This is a genomic window from Mucilaginibacter sp. P19, assembly GCF_050632265.1.
In the GTDB taxonomy this organism is placed as follows: domain Bacteria; phylum Bacteroidota; class Bacteroidia; order Sphingobacteriales; family Sphingobacteriaceae; genus Mucilaginibacter; species Mucilaginibacter gossypii.
The window spans coordinates 4,361,433-4,382,643 of sequence record NZ_CP192586.1; the positions used below are offsets into that span (position 1 = coordinate 4,361,433).

Genomic DNA, 21,211 nt, shown 5'->3' on the forward strand with positions numbered 1-21,211 from the left:
ATGTTGTATTATTTTCTGATATCAAGTGCATGATCTGCAGGTGCATCTTGGCCGCTCCAAATTTTAACTGCGGTCCAGGGTTCTTCCGCATCAGCCCAAAACGGATCGGCTTCGGGCAGACCTAATGGTACAAAAGCGGTGGCGCAGAAATACAGGCTGCCTGTTGTAATATAAAAATCGGCCAGGCTGGGCTGCTTGCCATATAAACCCATATTAAGCCAGCCATCGGCAGTAAAAGTTTGCGGCGCGCCAAGCGTTTTTTTGATCATAGCTGTTAGCGCGCATCTTACCTGTGCCGGTTTCAGGCTTGCAGGCAGTTGTTTTTTGTAGGCGATATTTGCTAAATGATGAAATGCGCCGCCGCGATAAACTATCGACCGTCCTATAGCGGGGTAACTTCCATCAGCATTAATAAGGCGCTCAAGCACTTCGGCATAACGTTGGCCAACAGCCAGCTCACGTTGTTCCTCACGCACATAAGTTTTCTTTTTAGCATCTACCTCTTCCAATATGGTACTCAGATTGGGATGGATCACGATGCTATTATAATAATCGAGATGAAAGCTCATCCCGTCCGAATACATACCGTCGCCAACATACCAATGTTCTGTAAATTCGCGGATACCAAATTCAACCCTTACCGGATCGTAGCCCAGGTCATATTTGCAAAAGAATGCCTCTATTATCCCCGAAAACAAAATCCAGTTGGAGTAAACCGGAACAGTTGCCCGGGTAGTTTTCATTACTTCAACCACTTGTTTTTTGGTAGCATCATCAAGGTGCTCCCATAACCATGGGCTCCGTACCAAGGCAAAAGCAACAAACGAGGCATCAACCAATGGCTGGCCACCGCTCCATTGCATATAGTCTTTAGCCTGCGGATTAACAGCGTTAGCGATAGCCTTTAAAGACCATGCCCGGTATTGCTCACGAAGTTTTACTTCGGCGGGATCACCTCCCTCTAATTGTAACCACGGCGCTATACCACACAATGTGCGGCCAAAAGCTTCCAGGTATCCCACCTTAGCACGACTTTCCTTATTATCTACTCTGTCAGATAGTTCCATTGGCATTTTTTCCTTAAGCTGATCGGCTGCAAGGTTGCTGATCACTGGCCGGGCTACCTTATCCATGTAGCTTAACCACAGTTTCCTGTCGGATACTTGTGCGGTATTCTTTTTGCTTTGGGCCGATGCACAAAACGGAGCACTTATCAATAGAAAATAAAATATGAGTTTCTTCATCCGGGCTGTTATTTGTTTATTATACTTTGGTTCAAGTTCCATGTTGTAAGTCTCAAGTCGAAAGTCTTAAGTTTTTCTAAAGACTTAGAACTTCTGAATCAGGGTTTAAGACTTTCTATTTCAAGGTTTCCATTGCAACACCTGTACTTTCGTAGGCGCCACGTTGGCCTTACCCTCACCATCTACCTGCGTTACTTTTTGTACAAACAGGTTAAGAACCTCTTTATCTTTCCATAGTTCGGTATCATAGGTGGGCTCCCACTCCCCTACAGGCATGGCAGTTAAATCACTAACCTGCCAGTTCGCACTTTGCAGATCGTTATTTACAGCCACAGAAACTTTATCCCCACGTTCGGTATCTCTGAAAATAATCGCTACTGATTGTTTTCCGCTTTTATTCCAGGCTATAATTTGCGGGCGCGATATCGGGATCAGTTTGGTACCTGTACCGCCAAGACCGAATGCTGTTTTCCTAAAACCAAGATTGGCCGAATGCCAACTACTGCTGGTTTTAAAAACAATATGATACTGTAGTGTAGTTGAACTGCTATCGCGCCAATAGGTTGCGATAAAAGGGTTGCCCCCGTCATCGGCAAACATGGATGTTTGATTGATGAGCTCGCTGTGCTGTGGAATCCGGCATGTGTACTCAGCATTAGCAGCATTAATCGGGAGCATATATTTTTCGCCAGTCGATTTTTCCCAGGTTAAACCTCCGTCGTTTGATCGGGCATAGCACATGTCATGATTACTTGCTACGTCTGGCGTTTCGCGCCATACCCATGAAATATGGATTGTCCCTTTTTTATCGATGCACATTTGCCAGTAGGCATTGCGTTTACCCTCACCGTCAATAAGATTTTGCTGTATGTTAACCCATTTTTGAGTAGTTATATTATACCTGTTCATGACCAGGTTTCCGTTACCCGAACCTCCGTCGCGGTAAACAAATAACAGATCGCCATCTTGTAAACGATAAAATTCGGGATAGCTGACCTTGTTTTCGCCAACCCCTGTCATGCTTTGTTGGGCCGACAAAGTTAGGCTTCCGGGCTTAATGCTTTTAGCATAGTTTAAAGTCTGATTATGGTGTCCCCAGGCAACATGCAAATAGCCGGCACCATCAACCATGATACTGATATCCTTATGGGCATCAGCAGCATCGGCTTTATATTGCGTTGCAGCAACCTGCCAGTTACCAGATCCGCTTTTTCTCTTAGCCAACACTAAAGCCTGGTCGTTGTTATAATAAGCGGCGTATTGTTCACCCTTAAAAGTAACTAATGAGTTTTTGCGGAAAACAACTGTATTGACAGAGTTATTAGCCCAGCCCAAACCAATAGTGGTAGTAGTTACCTTGTCGGTTTGAGCAGATACAACAATAGTGCTCCCAAACAGGACACATATAAAAAACAGCGATCTTAAATGGTATAGCTTCATAAAAAAGTAAAAGTAAGGGCAATGGATATTGCCCTTACTTTTTATTTGTGTTTTAATTAATAACCCGGGTTTTGCTCCAGCACCGCATCTTTATTCAACTGAATTTCAGACAGAGGGATAGGTAGCAGCAGATTCTTAGCTGCGAGCCCGGTTGTTGGGTGAACGGCATCGTTACTATTAAGCCGCGTGGCACGGTCAACCAGTGTACCTGTACGCATCAAGGTTTGGCGGCGGTTTTCCTCGCCGATCAATTCCCTGGCACGTTCATCAAGTATAAAATCAAGTGTCATTTGCGCGGCCGTTACCTGTGGTGCATTGGCCCGCGTCCTTAACAGGTTAATAGAAGTGGCTGCATCAGCAGTTTTACCTTGTTTAAACTGTGCTTCGGCGAGTAGCAGGTAAGTTTCACCTAAACGCATCATGATAAAATCCTTGATCATGGCGTAGCCAAAAGTATCGTTAGGATCAAACGCGCCCCATTTAGTTGTACTCGGGCAAATCCTGAATAAGGTATCCGCGCCAGCAAATGGTACAGGTTTTCCTAATAACGCAGGGTACTTAGGATCATTGTAATAGTATTGTCTTTTAATATTGTATTGTGAATTACGAATGTCCCCTTGTGGATACAGCCCATAAAGCACCCAGTTACTTAATCTTAATCTCCCGATACTACGACCACCTAAGGAATCGCAAGGCAACATTCCCGGAATCTGATAGTATGCCGCGCCCCACACCCTGCGTTGCTGAGCATTATCCACATTTCCACCTACAACAACTGATGAATTTTCCTGCTCAAGCACCCAGATAGCTTCGGCGTTGCCTTGCGCACGGCGTTGATTGCCATATACAAACATATCTGAATAGTAATCGCCTGCGCCACCTGCCCTTACGCCGTAACGGGCTTTGATCAGGCTAAATTTGCCACTATTGATAATGGCTTGAGCTTGCTGCTCAGCAAGGTCGTTTTTACCCATACGCAGATAAGCTTCGGCTAACAACTGCATTGCCATATATTTGTTAGCCCTGCCAACCGGCTTACCCTGAGCGTTTGTTTTCGCGGTACCGGCATTCAGGTCGGCCAGGTTAGTAACTGCATAGTTAAGGTCACTGGTAATAAGCGCGTTTAAATCATCAAGAGACGCACGGGTAAAGTTTATCTTCGGAACAGTTAAAGCGTGATCAGTAAGCGGCACTTTACCAAATAAGGTAACCAGGTTATTGTAGGCATAGGCCCTGAAAAACTTGGCCTCTGCTTCCACTTGCTTTTTTCCTATAGATCCTAATTTTGTATTTGATGGATTTTCAGCATTGTCAATTATAATATTAGCGTTATTGATCATCGCATAATATTTGCCCCAGATATATTTGGCGGCGTCATCCTGTGGTGCCAGCGCACTATAATTATAATAAGGCACCTCTATCCCCTGCTGCTGGGCTGTAGCGTTCGCCACATCGGTACCTACCTGCCAAACACTTGGCCAGCCTTGCGCACCTGAATAGGTTAGGATACCGGTTTCAAGGTTGTATAAACCTATTGCCGATGCCTCCATACCCAATGAATCGGTAACAGTAAGGGGAGTATATGACGAGTATGGTTTTTCGTCGAGATATGATTTTTTGCAAGATGCGAATGCTGTTAACACACCTGCAAAGAGTAATATTGCTGAATAGTTTTTCATGTCTTTTTACGGGTTAGTTATTTTAAAGAAATATTAGCACCTAAAATGATTGTACGGGTTTGTGGATAATTATTTACCCAATCGCCCGATCCGCGGGTTGAGTAATTGGCCTCAGGGTCCCATCCTATCCAGTTTGTAAACGTTTTCAGGTTTCTACCGCTTAAATAAAAGGTTAAACCGCTTATGCCTGCTTTATCAAGCAATCTTTGAGGAACTACGTAACTAAAAGTCACATCTTTAATACGGGTGTAACTGGCATTACGCGGATAACCATAACCACGCGTGTTGGTATAAGTTAATGACTGAAAGTCGTTGCTATTATTAGTTGGTGTCCAGTAACCAACCGCGGCAGGCGTATTTCTTCTGCCCGATTCGTCGGCATAATTTAAATCGGCGTTATTTTTTAACATGCCCTGTGCCGTTTGTACAAAGATGCTTAGGTTGAAATTCTTATAATGAAATGTGTTGGTTAAACCGCCCGTCCATTTAGGGTCCTGCTGTCCCAATATTACCCTGTCACCATCGGCAGTAATTTTACCATCGCCGTTAATATCGGCAAATTTCAAATCCCCCGGCTTAGCAACGGGATCCTGCTTGGAGGGATCTTCACCTGTTTGCCAAACACCGGTCATTTTATAATCATATATTACATTGATAGGTTTGCCAATAAACCATTTGTTGCCAATATCATCTTTGCCATCGCCATAAAGGGCAACAACTCTATTTTTATTAGCTGCAAACACAATAGTGCTTTCCCATCTAAAATCTTTGCCATCAATATTGCGGGTATTTAGCGTTACCTCGATACCTTTATTTGCTACCTTACCTATGTTATCAACAACCTGGTTGTAACCGGTAATGGTTGGTAGTGCACGGTTTAACAATAGCCCGGTTGTTCTTGAATCATAATATTCCACGGTACCGCTGATTCTGCTATTTAACACAGAAAAGTCGGCCGCGATATTAGCCTGATTAGTGCTCTCCCAGTGCAGGTTGCCATTACCAAGGTTGCTTGCTTGTATGCCTACGGTGCTTACCCCATTAAAAGGAAACCTTACCGTACCATCCGATGTAATGGTTCTGTAAACACTTACAGCCTCGTTACCTGTTTTACCATATGATGCCCTAAGCTTTAAGCTATTGATCAGTTTGGAGTTTTTGAGAAAATCTTCATTACTTACATTCCAACCAAGGGCTGCAACCGGGAACCAGCCATATTTGGAAGTATTGGCACCAAATACTGATGAACCGTCGCGCCTTACGGTCAGGGTTACCAGATATCTGCTGTCATATGAATAATTCAACCTGGCCATTTGCGAATTAAGCGCATATCTGTCTGAATAGCTCCCTGAAAAGCCATTTACACTTGCACCTGATACTGTTGCGCCAATACCAATCTGGTTAAATGACAGTCTCGTCGTTTATATAACCAGTACCGGCTATTCCCGAAATGAAATATTTACGTTGTTGAGCACTGTATAAGCCGGTGAAATCGATCCGGTGCTTACCAAAATCGCGGGTATAAAGCAACAGATTATCCAGCGTGTAGCTATTTGTTTCGGAACTTACCGCGGTTGCCGAACCTAAAGGTGTATTAGCCAAACGGCCGCTATAGCCGTCTACACGGGTAGGCAGGTAAGTATACCCGGCATTTAAGCGGTATTTTAAACCTTTGAGTACACCGCCAAATTTTACTTCGGCATAGCCGTTGCCGCTTATATTCACGCTTCGGTTTATCTGGTCGGTAGTTAAACCAAGCAGAGGATTAACATATAGCTGTTCGGGGGCCATTGGGTAAATGGCATAAGTGCCATCAGCATTATATATGTTACCATAGGGGCTCATGGCTGTAGCGTTGAGTAAGTTTGCCCTGCCGCCATCATAATTATTATTGGCGAAATACAAATTGGCGCCTACACTCAGATAGCTGGTTACGTTTACATCCAAGTTTGAACGTACGCTTGCACGGTTATACTGATAGCCTTTTATCACACCTTTTTGTTTTAGGTAATCGCCTGATAAAAAGTATTTAACATCAGGGGTACCGCCTGTTACACTCAGGTTGTGATCCTGCATAAAGCCTTGCTGGGTAACTTCTTTTACCCAATCAATAGTGCGGCCGGCAGCGTAGTTAGCCCTTTCAGAGTTATTATACACCGGCTCGGGAAATTGCTGGGTTAAGTGGTTTTGCGACTCATAATCAAGGAACTTCTGGGTAAATGAGGCCGGACCACGTGGTTCAAGTATATGCCCCAGATTTTCATAGCCGGCATATCCATTGTAACGAATTACAGGTTTACCAGTAGTACCACGTTTTGTAGTGATCAGGATAACGCCCTGCGAGCCGTTAGCACCATAAATAGCAACGGCGGAAGCATCTTTAAGGATCTCCATTGATGCAATATCGTTGGGGTTAATATCATTAAGTGATCCTCCACTTTTGGTAAGCGGGATACCATCAACTACCACAAAAGGGCCAGAAGCAGCCGAGATAGAGTTTTGCCCCCTAACCGTAACTGAAGGCTGGCGACCAGGAATTGAGGATGATGTGGTTACAGTTACCCCGGCAACCGCTCCCTCTACGGCCTGCAAAACGTTTGTAACAGGCAACTGCGACAAGCGGGACTTAGGCACCGTTGTAACAGAGCCGGTAACGTCCGATCGTTTTTGCGTACCGTAACCTACTACTACAACTTCATTAAGCTGCTTGTTACTATCTTCAAGTACGATATTTAGTGTGGTGGTATTTTTTGTAACCTCAATGAATTTGGTTATCATGCTCACAAAAGAGATCTTTAACGTTGAGCCTTCGGCAACTTCCATTTTAAAAGCGCCATTAACATCGGTTGTGGTTGATTGGGTTGTGCCCTGGATGTTTACAGTTGCACCGGGCAACACATTGCCGGTGGCATCTTTTACAACACCTTTTACATTAATTTTTGTTTGCGCGCTTGCCAGCTGAGCAATGCCTGTGAGCATCATCATTAAAAGCAATACGGAAAAACTTTTTAAGAGAGTAAATCTATATTTCATAATTTAATTTGGTTTATAGGGTTCATTTAATTTGGAATTTTGGGCGGTAACTGAGCCTATCCAGGCTGGTTTAACACCATGGCAAAAGCTGCCCGGTTGCGCATTTTTGAAACTTTCATTGCATTAATTTTTAGTTTATGAATTGCCGGCAATAAAATATTGGTACTGATTATTGCCTGTCGGTTGGAACGAAATAAGCGTAATTTGGCATTACGAGAGAGGGGTAAAACTATAAATTACCGGGGTCAAAACATACAAAAACACGCCTTTTTGATGATTTCTGTAGAATACACGAGAAAATAAGTGTCAAATTCACTTTTATTTTATTTCAGCAAGCTTTCAGAGTGATGGAATATCATCCTAATAAAGGCGGGCTATTTGGAAGAGCTTTTTTCGAACTCGTTCAGTCGATACGAAATTTGAAAATTGGCGCGGTGCTTTTTGATAAAATCAGACGGGTTGATGCCGTACTGTTTGAAGAATTGTTCGCGAAAATATTTCACATCACTAAAGCCAACCTGGAAAGCGGCTTCGTTGACATTACAATTGGTTTGGATCAATAATTCGGCAGCTTTGCGCAGGCGCACAAACCGGATAAAGTTATTGACCGATTGCCCCGTGATGTTTTTAAGACGTTTAAATAACGTTGCATAGCTGATGCCGATCTCTTTAGCCAGCACGTATACATCGAACTTATCGTCGGTAAAATAATGCTCAATTACCGAAATACAGTTATTCAGAAAGTCTTTGTTTTCCTGGGAGATGCTACGGCCGGTACTTTTCTTGGTAACTTCCTTATAAAAATAGTTTTGGAGCTCGGTTTTATTGCGCAATACACTTTTTACCCGGGCTATCAGCAATTCTTTATCAAATGGTTTGCGTAAAAAATCAATGGCTCCCTCATCTATACTTCTAAGCATAATATCAGGCGTAGTGTCCCCGGTTAATAGGATAACAGGGATATGGTTTATAGCCTGATCTTCCTTAACAATCCGGCACAGGTCAAGTCCGCTAATGCCGTCCATTACAATATCGCTTATAATTACGTCGGGAATATGCTTCTTGATAAGTTCGAGGCCAGTAGTACCGTCCTGTGCCTCGATTACGTTATAGCCCGGCGTAAAAATTTTTTGATGTATGAACGGATCTGATCATTATCATCAATCACGATAAGCGTATGCCGCGCCGAACTGAAGAGTTCCAATGCCGCCAAGTCCTCATCTTCCGGCATAACATCCTTGTTATCTTCGCCAATAAGGTCATTTACGTAAGTGTAATCTGGCACAACATCGTCAGCAATAACATCCTCCGAAAAATGTGATTTGCCCTTTGGCAACGCAAGCACGAAAGTTGTCCCCCCATCGGGATTATTAGAGTAGCGGATATTACCTTTATGACTTTCTATAAAAACCTTAACCAGGTATAAGCCTATGCCAAAACCCTTGCGGAAATAATTTTTATCCTTTGCCTGGTAAAATTTATCAAACAGCCTGTCGCCCGCTTCGGTATTTATGCCTATACCATTATCAATTACCTTAAAATATACATAAACATCGTCCTGTTCAATTACAACGTGGATAATCCCCTTATCCGGAGTAAATTTTATAGCGTTTGAAATAAGGTTAAATAAGGCTATTTCTATCTTTTCCAGGTCGCAGTATACTTCAATGGCATCTGCTCCACCTGCGAGGGTATAATTAAGGTGTTTAATTTTGGCTTGCTGAATAAAGCACGAATAAACCTCATTACATAAAGTAACAAAATTTAACCTGCTCACTTTAAGCGACGCATTTTCACTTTCGGTTTTTCTGAAAAGGAGCAAATGATCAACCAACCCCAGCAAACGGCGTGCGTTGCGGTATATCGTGCTCAACTCTTCGGTATTGCCTTTACTTTGATTAAGGAGGTCCTTTATAGGGTTAATAATAAGCGTTAACGGAGTCCTGAACTCATGCGATACATTGGTAAAGAAAGTCAGCTTCTTTTCGTTGAGCTCCTTTTCTTTCTCCACCTGCAGGTTGGCCAGCTTTACCTTAAACCTGAGCCTGGCCTGGTTTAATCTGTACCTGTAAAACGCGTAACCTATAGCAACTATTAATGACAGGTAAATTACATAGGCCCACCAGGTGCGGTACCATGGTGGCAAAACAATAATTTTAATGGTAATGGGTGGCGCTGTCCACTGCCCTTCCGTATTGGTAGCCCTGATTTTCAGTGTATAGGAGCCTTCATTGAGACGCGAAAAATAGGCCGACTTTATTTTGCCTACATAGTTCCAGCCATGGTCCCAGCCCTCAAGGTAATAGGCGTAGGAGATCTTTTCGGGAAATGAATATTCAAGCGCTGTGTAACTGATGTTCAGCGTAGCCTGGCTAAACGGGATAGTTACTTTCTTTAATTCATTTAACGGCAGTTTTAGGCCATAGGCACTATCGAGTTCAATTGATACATTGTTTATTTTAAAATCAGAAAGCATGAGCCGGGGCTGGTGCGCGTAAGGAGCAATACTATCAGGCGAGAACAAATTAAACCCTTTTATACCGCCGAACAACATTTTGCCTGATGCCAGTTTTAGGGCCGCGTTGTAATTAAACTGGTTACTTTGTAATCCATCAGATGCGTTGTAATTGGTGATCTTTTCCGTTGTTACATTAAAGTTAGAAAGGCCGTTATAAGTACTGCACCATAAATTCCCGCTGTTATCAACCAATATATTCAGTACAGTATTGCTCGGTAACCCTGCCGATTCGGTATATCTTTTATACTGATGGGTGTCGGTATTATATTGAAGCAGCCCTCCGCCTTCGGTACCAATCCATAAATTGCGTTTATTATCTTCGGTGATAGCCCTGATGGCCTGGCCGACAAAATAAACCTGGTGTTTTTTATGCTGAACATCTATTTTGATGAGACGACTATAATTTCCCGCCCACAAATTACCTCTGTGATCTTCAAAAAGCGCGTGGAGATTTACCAGGCTGTTATCAAAAAGTTCAAACTGATCTTTGGCTCGGTTGTACAAAAACAATGCCCCTCCCCAGGTACTGCCTGCCCACAAACGGTGCTGCGAATCTTCATAAAGCTTCCAAAAATTCCGTTCTTCTTTTTTATCTACCGGGTTATAACAGCTATAATGTTTAAACCGGCCGGTTGCATTATCAAACGCATCAATGCCACCATTAAAGGTTGCCACCCAAATCTTATTGGTATAGTCGTTTAAAATACTTACAACAAAATTACTGCTGATAGATCCCGGAATATTTTGGTGTACATAGGCAGTAAACGTATTTGTTTTCGTGTTCCAGTAATTTAACCCGCCGCCGTCAGTGCCAATCCATACATTATGCTGCTTATCTTCGCAAAACGACAGGATAAAATTATTGATAACACTGTTTTTATTAAAAGCATCATGCGCGAACACATGAAATGAGGCCGGTTTACGGTCAATAATGTTCACGCCACCCCGTAAGGTTGCTATCCAGATCCGGGATTCATCATCCTCATAAACAGCATCAACAGCATCGCTCCGTAAGCTGTTAGGTGTTTCGCCTGCATTGATATAGATGAGCGTATTGGTCTCCGGGTTCCAAACTTTAATCCCTCCCCCATTGGTTGCAACCCAGATATCGCCGTTTCTAGTTGTGGTGAGGCTGAAAATATTGTTGTTGGTCACTTTGTTAAGCCCGTTCTCCAGCCGCGTAGTTTTCAAGGTGACAGGATCATACATCCATAATTCATTACCTGCGCCTGCAATAATTTTACCTTTTCCATCAATGGTCATACAACCTGCATATGCCAGTTCTTGGGATACAATTTTTATCTTTTCAGCCGCTGCATCGTACCTGCCAAGCCCAACCCCGTTTACCAGAATCCAGATAGTGCCCTGCGTATCCATCTGGGCAGCAATTGTATTAAACTGTTGTTTTTTGACATCATACAGGATCTCTTTGCCAATGGTATCTGTTTTCCCAAATTTTAGGAAGCCGTATGTACCATTGGTCGCGAAAATATTGCCCGACCGGTCGGAGACTATCTCATTGATATTAAACCCAATTTTAATGGGCTCATGCTTTTCATTATAACAATAAAGCGCGTGAAAGCGTGAGTCGGCATAATCAAAATACATGAGTCCTTTTTCGGTTCCCACGTATATTCGCCCGCCGCTGGCATTAATGGATTTAATGTGATTATTGACGAGCGAGTTTTTATCGCCCCAGATGTTCCGGAAGACTTTAAATGTGTAGCCGTCATACCGGTTGAGGCCGTCATAAGTTCCCATCCACATAAAGCCATATTTATCCTGCGTAATACAGGTTACCGCATTGTTTGAAAGGCCATCTTCAATACCTAAATACCTAACCGGGAAACCAGGGCCTTTTGCTATGGCTGCTAAAGAATAGCATATAAAAAAATGAGCAAAAAGGCCTTTAATTGCTGAAACATCCGCCGTAATTAATAACTGGTTGTTGCCAAAGGTATCAAAATGTAGCAGGCTTTCATTCGCAAATTTTATCCTATTTTGATACATCGTGAATTACAATCCATCAAAAGCGTGTCAGAAAACATAAAGAAAATAGAGCAACCAGCAACGACAAATAATTAACAATTAATTATATTTGGGATATTATAAACCTGTTCTTAATAAACATTATTGTGTATGGCCGTCATCCCAAAAAATGGGAGAATGCAATAATTATGCATTTTAAATTATTGCAAGCTACACTACTTATTGAAAACATTTGATTAAACATTTACCTGCATTGACTAAGTATTTATTTGTTTTTTTATATGCCTATGGGCACTTACTTCTCGTGCTCAAAATATACTCCGGGTTGATAAAAGTGTTCAGCAACATAAGTTTACCCTTAACGAGGTAAAATACCTGCAGGATAGCACCGGCAAGCTAACTTTCCGGGATATACAGGAAATAAGCTCCTCTTTTAACGAAAACAGCTCATACTATCCCAGCAATCACTATAAAAACTCTGCTTACTGGTTTCGCGTGCGGATGTACTTTAGCGAACCTGTAAACAACAACAGCATTATTGAGCTGTTTGATCAAACAACCGATGAGGTAACGGCTTATATGCCTGATGCGGCAGGTAACTATATCAAAAGTGAATCGGGCGCTAGCCTTAATTTCAACAGCAGGCTTTTTCATCATAAAAACTTTGAGTTTCAGATCGGAGATACCAAACCTGGTTATCATACTTATTATTTCAGGATCAAATCGCACAATGCGGTAAATGTTATTATAGTTTACCGTACCATTAATTACTTTATTCATTATGCGCTTAACGAATACTTAACCTACGGCCTGTTTTATGGCATGATCCTTATTTTTTGTTTCCATAACCTACTCATGTTCCTTGCGGTTAAAAAGAAACAATACCTGTACTACGTATTTTACATTTTAAGCGTAGGCCTTTACGAAATGAGTGCCGATGGTATCGCGTTCCAATATTTATGGCCGGGAGCGCCGGCTTTAAATAATTACGGGAACGGCACTGCCCTATATTTTACCAGTATTTGTGCCCTGATATTCAGCAAGGAGTTATTGCAGGTTAAAACAAAAGCTCCGCAATTAAACAGGATAATCAATTGTGTGATATTGCTGCGCACCACCTATTTTCTGTATTGCCTTTTCTTCAACAATTCGCTGTTTGTATATAAGTTTGTTGAAGTGATTCCGCTATCGCTGGCTTTTGCTACCGGTGTGTATATCTATAAAAACGGTTACAAGCCGGCCCGCTTTTTTGTGCTGGCCTACTCCATTTTGTTTGTGGGCTTTATAGTTAAAGCTCTTACCGCTCTTGGTTATACTTACTTTTTACCAGCTCCTATAAGTTACTATAGCCTCAGCTTTTGTTTTATTATTGAGATGGTACTGTTATCATTTGCCATTGGCGACCAGGTAAGGATCCTGCGGAAAGAGAAGGATGCAGCCCATGAAGAAACCATACGGCAAATGCAATTGAACAGCCAGTTGAAGGATTCGATAAATGAGGAATTGGAGCGCCAGGTTGAAATCCGTACACACGAACTGGTTGAAAAATCAAACGAGGTGAGGCAACAAAGCCAGATCATCGAAAACCAAAACAGAGAATTGTTACGGGCCAACCAGCAGTTGGAAAAGCAGGCTGGTGAAATATTAAGAATGAATGTCTTGCTTGAAAAAGATAATGTTCAGCTCAAAACAAACATTGAAAAGGTTACCGAATCACGCGCGTTATCTACAGAGTTGGGCTATGAAGAATTCAGCGCAAAGTATCCCGACCAGGAAACCTGTTTTAAATTCCTGTCGGCTTTAAAATGGAAAGACGGCTTTATTTGTACCCGCTGCTCAAATACAACATATTGTGCCGGAAGGTTGCCGCACAGCCGCCGCTGTACCAAATGCAGTTATGAAGAATCAGCGCTGCATAATACCATATTTCAAAACAGCCGCATCCCTATCAATAAGGCTTTTTATCTAACCTATCTTATTTACAGTACTAACGGCACGATATCATCGCACCAGCTTTCCGAAAAGCTCGATATCCGCCAAAGCACCTGCTGGACTTACGCCATCCGCATAAAAAAAGTGTTGCATGAAAAGAAAAAATCACGAAAGAAGAATGATCAGCAAGGCTGGACGGTGTTGGTGATGTGAGGTAAACTTTCTGAATATCGATAGAAGGCACCTACGCGCTAAAACATACTCCATATTTGCTATAAACACGACGCCGTTGTGGCCGACGATGATTTATTCAGCAAAGCTCCTTGTTTTGCCCCTCTGGGCAAAGGATTACCACTGGAACTGGAAGCTGCAAACCTTTTGCACCTCTGGTGCACCACCTGTCAGTACATCTCAATTAATGTTTGTTTATTAGTCACCCAGAGCGGGAAAAGGTTTGTAGAAATATCCTTCCCCACTTTTACGAAACCCAGAGGGGGTTCAACCTACGCTAATCAGTCGATTGGCAATAGCCATTTGCTATTAGTTTTGTGCGTTAACCCAAGCTCGCAGAGGACCCTCATAGCGTGAAAACCTCATTTTTATCATTATAAAACAAGTATTAACCATCTCCCCGATCTCCTCCTTTGTCATTTTTTAAATTATTTTCACTTTTTTTCTTGTTCATCAAGCGTATCAGCTGCAAAAACAAACCGGGTGTAACCTGCTGTAAATACGCCACTTCAACGTTTGAGTTCCTCGTTATCAAAACGTATCAAAATTGATTTAAACATCTTAAAATCAATAACTTACACACAATCAAACTATTGCATTATTGGTTTATTCCGCGTTACATTTACCCCACCAAATACCAATTAGTAATACGCTTAACCAACAAATCGCTTATATGAAGTAAAGATTGCATAGCAGTTATTTACCTGCATCGCTATGGTGTAAACCAGGTTTGCCTATAGCCCGTTCCGGCAGCCATGGGCTGCTTAACCAATTAAACAGCAATTAATTATGAAGAAAAAATTACGCTAATTTTTGTTTTACTTATTACAATACTAACACGCACGTTCGCACAGGACATTGCCGTGAAAGGTATTGTTAAAGACAGCCAGGGTCTGCCAATACCTGGCGCTACTGTAAAAAACAAGTCGACAGGTGCGGTAACAGTTACTGATTTAAAAGGCAGCTATTCTATCACAGCCAACAGCAACGCTATACTCGTTTTCAGCTTTGTGGGTTCGGCCACACAAGAGCAGCCAGTTAATGGACGCACAACAATTGATGTAACACTGGCCGATGCCAACAAACAGTTGGAAGAAGTTGTAGTTATAGGTTACGGCACACGTGCCGTTAAAGATGTTACCGGTGCCATCAGCAGTGTTAAGGCCGAGAAATTGGAAAATGAACACCCGGCCAGTGCTACAGACATTATCAGGGGTAACATCCCGGGGATATCGGTTGCATTGAATACCTCAGCCAAAGGCGGCGGTACAGGCGACCTGCAGATCAGGGGTAAAGCCTCTCTTTCGGGCAACGTACAGCCTGTTATCGTATTGGATGGTGTTATTTATCCCGGCCAGCTGGCTGATATCAACCCTAACGATATCGACCGCGTTGATGTACTGCGCGACCCAAGCGCACTTGCTGTATACGGTGCTCAATCTGCTGGCGGCGTTGTAGCCATTACCACTAAAAAAGGTAAAAAAGGCGGCACCCAAATCACCTTGAATGCCAACTTTGGTATCGCTCAACTATTGCAAAATCAAAAATATTACACCGGCGACGGCTTTCTTAACTGGCGTGCCGACGGTGCCCGCAGTTCTAATACTTCAAATCCTTATTACTATTACAGCAACCCTAACAAACTGCCCGATGGTGTAACGCTTGCCCAGTTCCTCAATGGTGCTACAGGCGACCCAACTACCATCTGGCTGCAACGTTTGGGCTTATTCCCTAACGAGATTGCCAACTACCAGGCTGGTAAAATGACCGACTGGTCAAAACTGATTTTCCGCAATGGCTTCCGCCAGGATTATACCGGCAGCTTTTCGGGAAGTTCAGAAACCGTTAAATATTATGTATCGGGCAACTACACCAAAAACCAGAACCTGATCCAGGGCGGCCAGTATACCGACGGACGTTTCCGCGTAAACCTGGAAGGTAAGGCTGCTAAATTTTTAACCCTTGGTGTAAATGCGCAGTTTGCAAGCCGCGATGAAGGTGCAGCCAGCACCCCGCTGAGTGGTCAGGGTATTGACGCTACCGAAGCCGACTGGACGCAGATCATTAACTCATCTCCTTATGGAGATGTGTACAATGCCGATGGCTCATTACGCCGTATCGATACCGATGACAGCGGTTTGAACCAGCGTAACCCATTTCTCGGCAACCGCTATAATCAAAACGTAGCGGTTCAAAACACGCTGTTCTCGGTACTTTTTGCCCGTTTGGATCTTCCTTTCGGTATTAAGTATACGGTGAATTATGCGCCAACCATCGAATCGTACCGGAACTTCTTTTTCCGCCCGGTAGCTAACCCTAATGAACTTTCTGGAGGTACAGCTATACGCTCGCAAGAAAACCGCTACAGGTACAACCTTGATAATATTTTAAGCTGGAACAAAACATTTGGCATCCATAGCTTTGATGCAACCTTCCTGCTTAACAAAGAAAAATACCAAACCTGGTATACCAATGCTTCAAACACACAGTTAACCCCAACCGATATTTTGGGTTACCACAACATAGGCGCCGGTAATTTACCTGTTGAAAGCAGCGATGACCGAATTTATAATGCCGATGCCATCATGGGCAGGATCAACTACACCTTGTTGGGCAAGTACATTGTTACCGCCACTGTACGCCGCGACGGTTTCTCCGCATTTGGCTTGCAGCATCCACGCGAGGTATACCCTTCTGGAGCAATTGCCTGGGTATTCAGTGATGAAAGCTTCATGAAAGGTGATGCTTTTAAATGGCTGGATTATGGCAAACTACGTTTCAGCTATGGCGCTAACGGTAACCGTACTTCTACTACTACCGCCGATCCTTCTATCTCATTGGCTGTATTGGGTGGCGTTAAATATCCCACGGCAAACAACTCGGGTACGGTTACTAACAACAGCGGTATCTATGTAAGTACCTTACAAAACGCTGCCTTAAAATGGGAACGCACCGTGGGCCCCAACATCGGGCTTGATTTCACCGTATTGCACAACAGGCTTAGCGGCTCTATTGATGTTTATGATCGTAAAACTACCGACCTGCTGGTTAAACGCAGTATCCTTGACGTTCAGGGTTACAATTCATTAAACATTTTACCAGGTGGTACTAATAACTCAAACCCGTATACCAACATCGGCCAGGTTAACAATAAAGGGTTTGAAATTTCATTGGACGGCAAGGTCATCAAAAGCGAAAACTTTAACTGGAATGCCAGCGGAACATTTTTCTTAAACCGCAACAAAATTGTTCACCTGTATGGTGCATTCCCGGTTACCGATGCCAACGGCGTTACCACCAATGTTGAAAAAGATGATATCGGCAACGGCTGGTTCATTGGTCACGATATCAACGCTGTTTGGGATTACAGGATCCTGGGTGTTTGGAAAACCGCAGATGCTACTGAAGCAGCTAAATACGGCGCTAAACCCGGTGATTTTAAACTGCAGGATGTAAACGGCGATTTTAAATTCACCAACGACGATAAGCAATTTCTGGGCTCTACCAATCCACGCTTCAGCTGGTCGTTACGCAATGATTTTAATTTCCTTAAACATTTCGATGTATCATTCCTGCTGGTATCAAGCATTGGTCAGTTAAGGCAATACAACCAGGCTTTAAACAACCCGGGCAGCGTAGGCTTTGCGCGTATGAACTCATACGTATTGCCTTACTGGACACCTGATAACGAGATTGATGATTACGCCCGTTTAAACTCAGGTTCATCAGGCACAACCATTAATGTTTGGCGTAAAGCTTCGTTTGTAAGGCTGCAAACCGCTTCTATCGGCTACACTTTCAGTCCGCAGCTCATCAAACGCCTGGGCATATCAAGCGCCAAATTATTTGTGAACGCAAGCAATGCAGCTGTGTTTTCAAGCTGGCCGCTTTGGGATCCGCAAAACGGCGGTCCTACTCCAAGATATTTATCAGCCGGGTTTAACGTAGTTTTTTAAAGGAGGGATTTAATACATGAACAAGATAAACAAAAACATCATGGCTGCGGCTTTAACAGCGGTAACCATATTTATAACCGGGGGTTGTACCAAGCGGGCCGATCTGTATCCGCAGGCACCTTCAAAATTTACACCCGACGTAACTTATACCTCACCTGCTGCATTTAAAGCAGCTTTGGCTACATTAAATGTAAGCGTCAGATTTGAATACTTTGGCGACTCGGCCCCGTTGCTTACCGAATCGATATTTACTGATGCCGCAGTTGAAGGTACTACCGATAAAACCACGCCGGCACAGGATCTGAACGCGCGGATCACCCCTACCGCAAACTTAAACAGCGACGACTATAACAAGATAGGCCGCTACTGGAGCGCCTGGTACCAGGGGATACATGACTGTAACGTTATTTTATCGAGGCTGGATAACATTAAATGGCCGTCAGACGCCGATAAAAACCTGGTAAAAGCGACAGCCTTATTTCATCGTGCTTACCGCTACTATCGTTTAGTGCATGAGTTTGGCGATGTGCCATTGCTGCTAAAAGAAGAAACTGCGGTAAACACCGGCTACTTCAGTACCCAGCGTATCGTTATCCTAAAGCAAATGAAAACAGACCTGGAGTTCGCCGTAGCTAACCTTACCGATGCGAACGCTAAAGGCGACATCTCCAAAGGCGGTGCTGCCCACCTTTTAGCTAAAGTTGATCTGGCACTTGGTTTATTTGATGATGCCATTGCAGCCGCCAACGTTGCTATTAACGGCCCATATCACCTTATGACCAGCCGTTTTGGTATTGTTGCCGGCGATGCTTCTAAAAACATCATCTGGGACCTTCACAGGCCTGAAAACAAAGCGCTGGGAACCAATGCCGAAGCTTTATACGTAGTGCTTGACCGCGAAACACTTGACGGAGCAACACCAAACGGATCGCAGGTGATGAGGAACTGCGTGCCGATGTGGCATAACGGTACTATTCTTACTCCGGGTGCATTAAAGCCGGGTATCTCGGATAAAGTAACCGAAGAGTTCCCGCTTACTTTATGGTATGGCCGTGGTATTGGCCGTTTACGTGGTACACCTTATGCTACCAAGTACATTTGGACAGATAATACAGACTTAAGGCATGCACCCGGCAACTGGATGAACATGACTGACCTGGTTTACAACAGTCCTGCAATTAAAACTTCCGACCCTACCTGGTACGGTAAACATTTGGAACAGTATACTGATGCTAACGTAAATCAACGCTTCCTAAATGGAGCAAAAGATACCATCCGCGCCTGGTTTGGCTGGCCGCATTACAAAGTGTTCATAGGCTCGGGCCCTATTGCGCTTGATAAATGGTGGAGCCCTCCGCGTGGTACCAACACCGACTGGTATGTTTTTCGCTTAGCCGAAACCTACCTGTTGCGTGCCGAAGCCTACGTATGGAAAGGCCAAACCGCACTTGCTATGGATGATATCAACAAAGTAAGGGCACGTGCAAATGCACAGTTGTTAACAGATCCGGGCAAAGTTAATATCGGCACTATACTTGACGAACGCCAAAGAGAACTGTATTGGGAGGAGCCACGTAAAACCGAGCTTACCCGTATCGCTTTCATTTTTGCGCAAACAGGAATTGCCGCTTATAACGGAAAAAGCTATAACATAGCTAATTTTTCAACAAGCAACTTCTTTTACGACAGGATAATGGAGAAGAACGATTTTTACAAAAACCCTAATGTTGTAACCAACTCGGGTAACCACTATACTATTTCACCATATCACGTGCTGTGGCCTGTCCCGCAAAGCGAGATCGACCTGAACGTAAATGGTCACATCAATCAAAGTAAAGGATACGCTGGTGCTGAAACCAATATCCCGCCGCTTGATAAGATCGTTCCTTAATTTAGTTCATTTTGTAACATTTGAGCCGGGCATTAGTCAATTGATTAGTGTCCGGTTTTTTATTTTATGCAGATTTAAAAACATAAAATAATTAGCAGTGGGCGCATTCACCTATTTGTTTTTTTCACATATTTAATCATTATTTAAACCTGATATCAAAAAAATATGGGCCTGTTCAATATCCTTCGTAACGAATTTATAGATGTAATAGAGTGGGTTGATACCACCCAAAATACGCTTGTATGGAAATTTCCGCGCCATGATAATGCTATAAAGATGGGTGCAAAACTTATTGTTCGCGAATCGCAGGCCGCTCTTTTCATGAACGAGGGACTCATCGCCGATGTATTTACTCCCGGTACTTATGAGCTCCAAACTCAGAATATGCCCCTTTTAACCACCTTAATGAGCTGGAAATATGGCTTTGAAAGCCCGTTTAAGGTTGATATATTCTTCGTAAGCCTGCGTCAGTTCACCAATCAAAAATGGGGTACCAAAAACCCGGTAATGATCCGCGATGCTGAATTTGGGCCGGTGCGGCTGAGGGCATTTGGTTCGTTTAACTTTAAGGTTCTGGACCCCAAAGTATTTATTAAGGAAATCGCCGCCACTAATCCCGATTTCATCATTGACGATATCAATGAGCAGTTGCGGAACACGGTTGTTTCGCGGGGGATGGATGCCGTAGCCGAATCAAAGATAAACGTGCTTGACCTGACAGCCAACTACAACGAAATGGGCAAATTCATAACAGAATCTATCCAACCCGATTTCGCTGAGCTTGGTTTAAACCTAACCAAACTATTAGTCGAAAATATCTCCCTGCCACCCGAAGTTGAGCAGGTGCTGGATAAACGCAGCGAAATGGGCATATTGGGTAATCTCGGCGCTTATGCACAATTCCAGGCTGCCAATGCTATTGAAAAATCTGCCGAAAATACCATAGGCGGTAATTTAGGTGCTGCCGGTATGGGCCTTGGTGTTGGCGCTGCGATGATGGGCCAGGTTGGCAATATCTTTCAGCAAAATCAGGTTACTCCCAACAATACCGGTGGCAATGTACCGCCTCCTCCACCCCAGCCCGCTGTTCAGTACTATATTGCGAAAGACGGCAAATCTGACGGTCCGCATTCATTAAACGACATCAATGCGATGATAGCCAGCGGGCAGCTAAGCAGGGAAAGTATGGTTTGGAAAAAAGGCATGGCTGCCTGGGCTGTAGCATCATCTGTTGAGGAAATAGCCGAATTATTTAGTAACGTCCCTCCACCAATAGCCTAACCTATAATCATTCCTAA

At 43.4% G+C, this 21,211-nt stretch carries 11 protein-coding genes; 4 read left to right on the top strand and 7 right to left on the bottom strand.

The window, feature by feature from the left end; translation table 11 throughout:
• Positions 1–8 precede the first annotated feature (8 nt).
• The 7 genes from ACQ86K_RS21155 to ACQ86K_RS21185 form a co-directional block, all read right to left on the bottom strand.
• Positions 9–1,244, bottom strand: a complete 1,236-nt coding sequence (locus ACQ86K_RS21155; protein WP_091163552.1) for a DUF2264 domain-containing protein — start codon at positions 1,242–1,244, stop codon at positions 9–11.
• A 120-nt stretch (positions 1,245–1,364) separates the two neighbouring features.
• Positions 1,365–2,684: a BNR repeat-containing protein gene (locus ACQ86K_RS21160; protein WP_091163371.1), complete on the bottom strand. Its 1,320-nt coding sequence runs from the start codon at positions 2,682–2,684 to the stop codon at positions 1,365–1,367.
• Between the two features lie 56 nt (positions 2,685–2,740).
• Complete coding sequence (locus ACQ86K_RS21165; RefSeq protein WP_091163369.1) at positions 2,741–4,363, bottom strand: RagB/SusD family nutrient uptake outer membrane protein; 1,623 nt, start codon at positions 4,361–4,363, stop codon at positions 2,741–2,743.
• A gap of 17 nt (positions 4,364–4,380) precedes the next feature.
• Positions 4,381–5,676, bottom strand: coding sequence for a SusC/RagA family TonB-linked outer membrane protein (locus tag ACQ86K_RS21170; RefSeq protein WP_431198708.1), 1,296 nt, complete (start codon positions 5,674–5,676; stop codon positions 4,381–4,383).
• 88 nt (positions 5,677–5,764) lie between these two features.
• Positions 5,765–7,396, bottom strand: a complete 1,632-nt coding sequence (locus ACQ86K_RS21175; protein ID WP_431198709.1) for a SusC/RagA family TonB-linked outer membrane protein — start codon at positions 7,394–7,396, stop codon at positions 5,765–5,767.
• A gap of 374 nt (positions 7,397–7,770) precedes the next feature.
• Entirely contained in the window at positions 7,771–8,535 is a 765-nt protein-coding gene (locus tag ACQ86K_RS21180; RefSeq protein ID WP_431200903.1) for a response regulator, read from the bottom strand.
• Positions 8,499–11,924 carry a ligand-binding sensor domain-containing protein gene (locus ACQ86K_RS21185; RefSeq protein ID WP_431198710.1) on the bottom strand — a complete coding sequence of 1,142 codons (3,426 nt, stop codon included), beginning with the start codon at positions 11,922–11,924 and terminating at the stop codon, positions 8,499–8,501. Before ACQ86K_RS21185 ends, ACQ86K_RS21180 begins: the two co-directional genes overlap by 37 nt.
• A 258-nt stretch (positions 11,925–12,182) precedes the next feature.
• On the opposite strand from ACQ86K_RS21185, the gene ACQ86K_RS21190 reads away from it, so the two are divergent.
• The 4 genes from ACQ86K_RS21190 to ACQ86K_RS21205 all read left to right on the top strand — a co-directional run bounded on the left by ACQ86K_RS21190 (position 12,183) and on the right by ACQ86K_RS21205 (position 21,194).
• Positions 12,183–14,048 (top strand): 7TM diverse intracellular signaling domain-containing protein, encoded by a 1,866-nt coding sequence (locus ACQ86K_RS21190; protein ID WP_431200904.1) that lies wholly within the window; start codon positions 12,183–12,185, stop codon positions 14,046–14,048.
• An 881-nt stretch (positions 14,049–14,929) separates the two neighbouring features.
• Positions 14,930–18,022 (top strand): SusC/RagA family TonB-linked outer membrane protein, encoded by a 3,093-nt coding sequence (locus ACQ86K_RS21195; RefSeq protein WP_431198711.1) that lies wholly within the window; start codon positions 14,930–14,932, stop codon positions 18,020–18,022.
• 16 nt (positions 18,023–18,038) lie between these two features.
• On the top strand, positions 18,039–19,913 hold the full coding sequence (locus tag ACQ86K_RS21200; RefSeq protein WP_091163365.1) for a RagB/SusD family nutrient uptake outer membrane protein: 1,875 nt from the start codon (positions 18,039–18,041) through the stop codon (positions 19,911–19,913).
• A gap of 165 nt (positions 19,914–20,078) precedes the next feature.
• The gene (locus ACQ86K_RS21205; RefSeq protein WP_091163364.1) at positions 20,079–21,194 is read left to right on the top strand and encodes an SPFH domain-containing protein; all 1,116 of its coding nucleotides are present in this window, start codon (positions 20,079–20,081) and stop codon (positions 21,192–21,194) included.
• Positions 21,195–21,211: the final 17 nt, after the last annotated feature.

Excerpts from the sequence above, each read along its gene's own strand:
- ACQ86K_RS21165 (WP_091163369.1), bottom strand. The coding sequence starts at position 4,363 with ATGAAAAACTATTCAGCAATATTACTCTTTGCAGGTGTGTTAACAGCA.
- ACQ86K_RS21175 (WP_431198709.1), bottom strand. The coding sequence starts at position 7,396 with ATGAAATATAGATTTACTCTCTTAAAAAGTTTTTCCGTATTGCTTTTA.
- ACQ86K_RS21200 (WP_091163365.1), top strand. The coding sequence starts at position 18,039 with ATGAACAAGATAAACAAAAACATCATGGCTGCGGCTTTAACAGCGGTA.
- ACQ86K_RS21185 (WP_431198710.1), bottom strand. The coding sequence starts at position 11,924 with ATGTATCAAAATAGGATAAAATTTGCGAATGAAAGCCTGCTACATTTT.
- ACQ86K_RS21170 (WP_431198708.1), bottom strand. The coding sequence starts at position 5,676 with ATGGCCAGGTTGAATTATTCATATGACAGCAGATATCTGGTAACCCTG.
- ACQ86K_RS21160 (WP_091163371.1), bottom strand. The coding sequence starts at position 2,684 with ATGAAGCTATACCATTTAAGATCGCTGTTTTTTATATGTGTCCTGTTT.
- ACQ86K_RS21205 (WP_091163364.1), top strand. The coding sequence starts at position 20,079 with ATGGGCCTGTTCAATATCCTTCGTAACGAATTTATAGATGTAATAGAG.
- ACQ86K_RS21155 (WP_091163552.1), bottom strand. The coding sequence starts at position 1,244 with ATGAAGAAACTCATATTTTATTTTCTATTGATAAGTGCTCCGTTTTGT.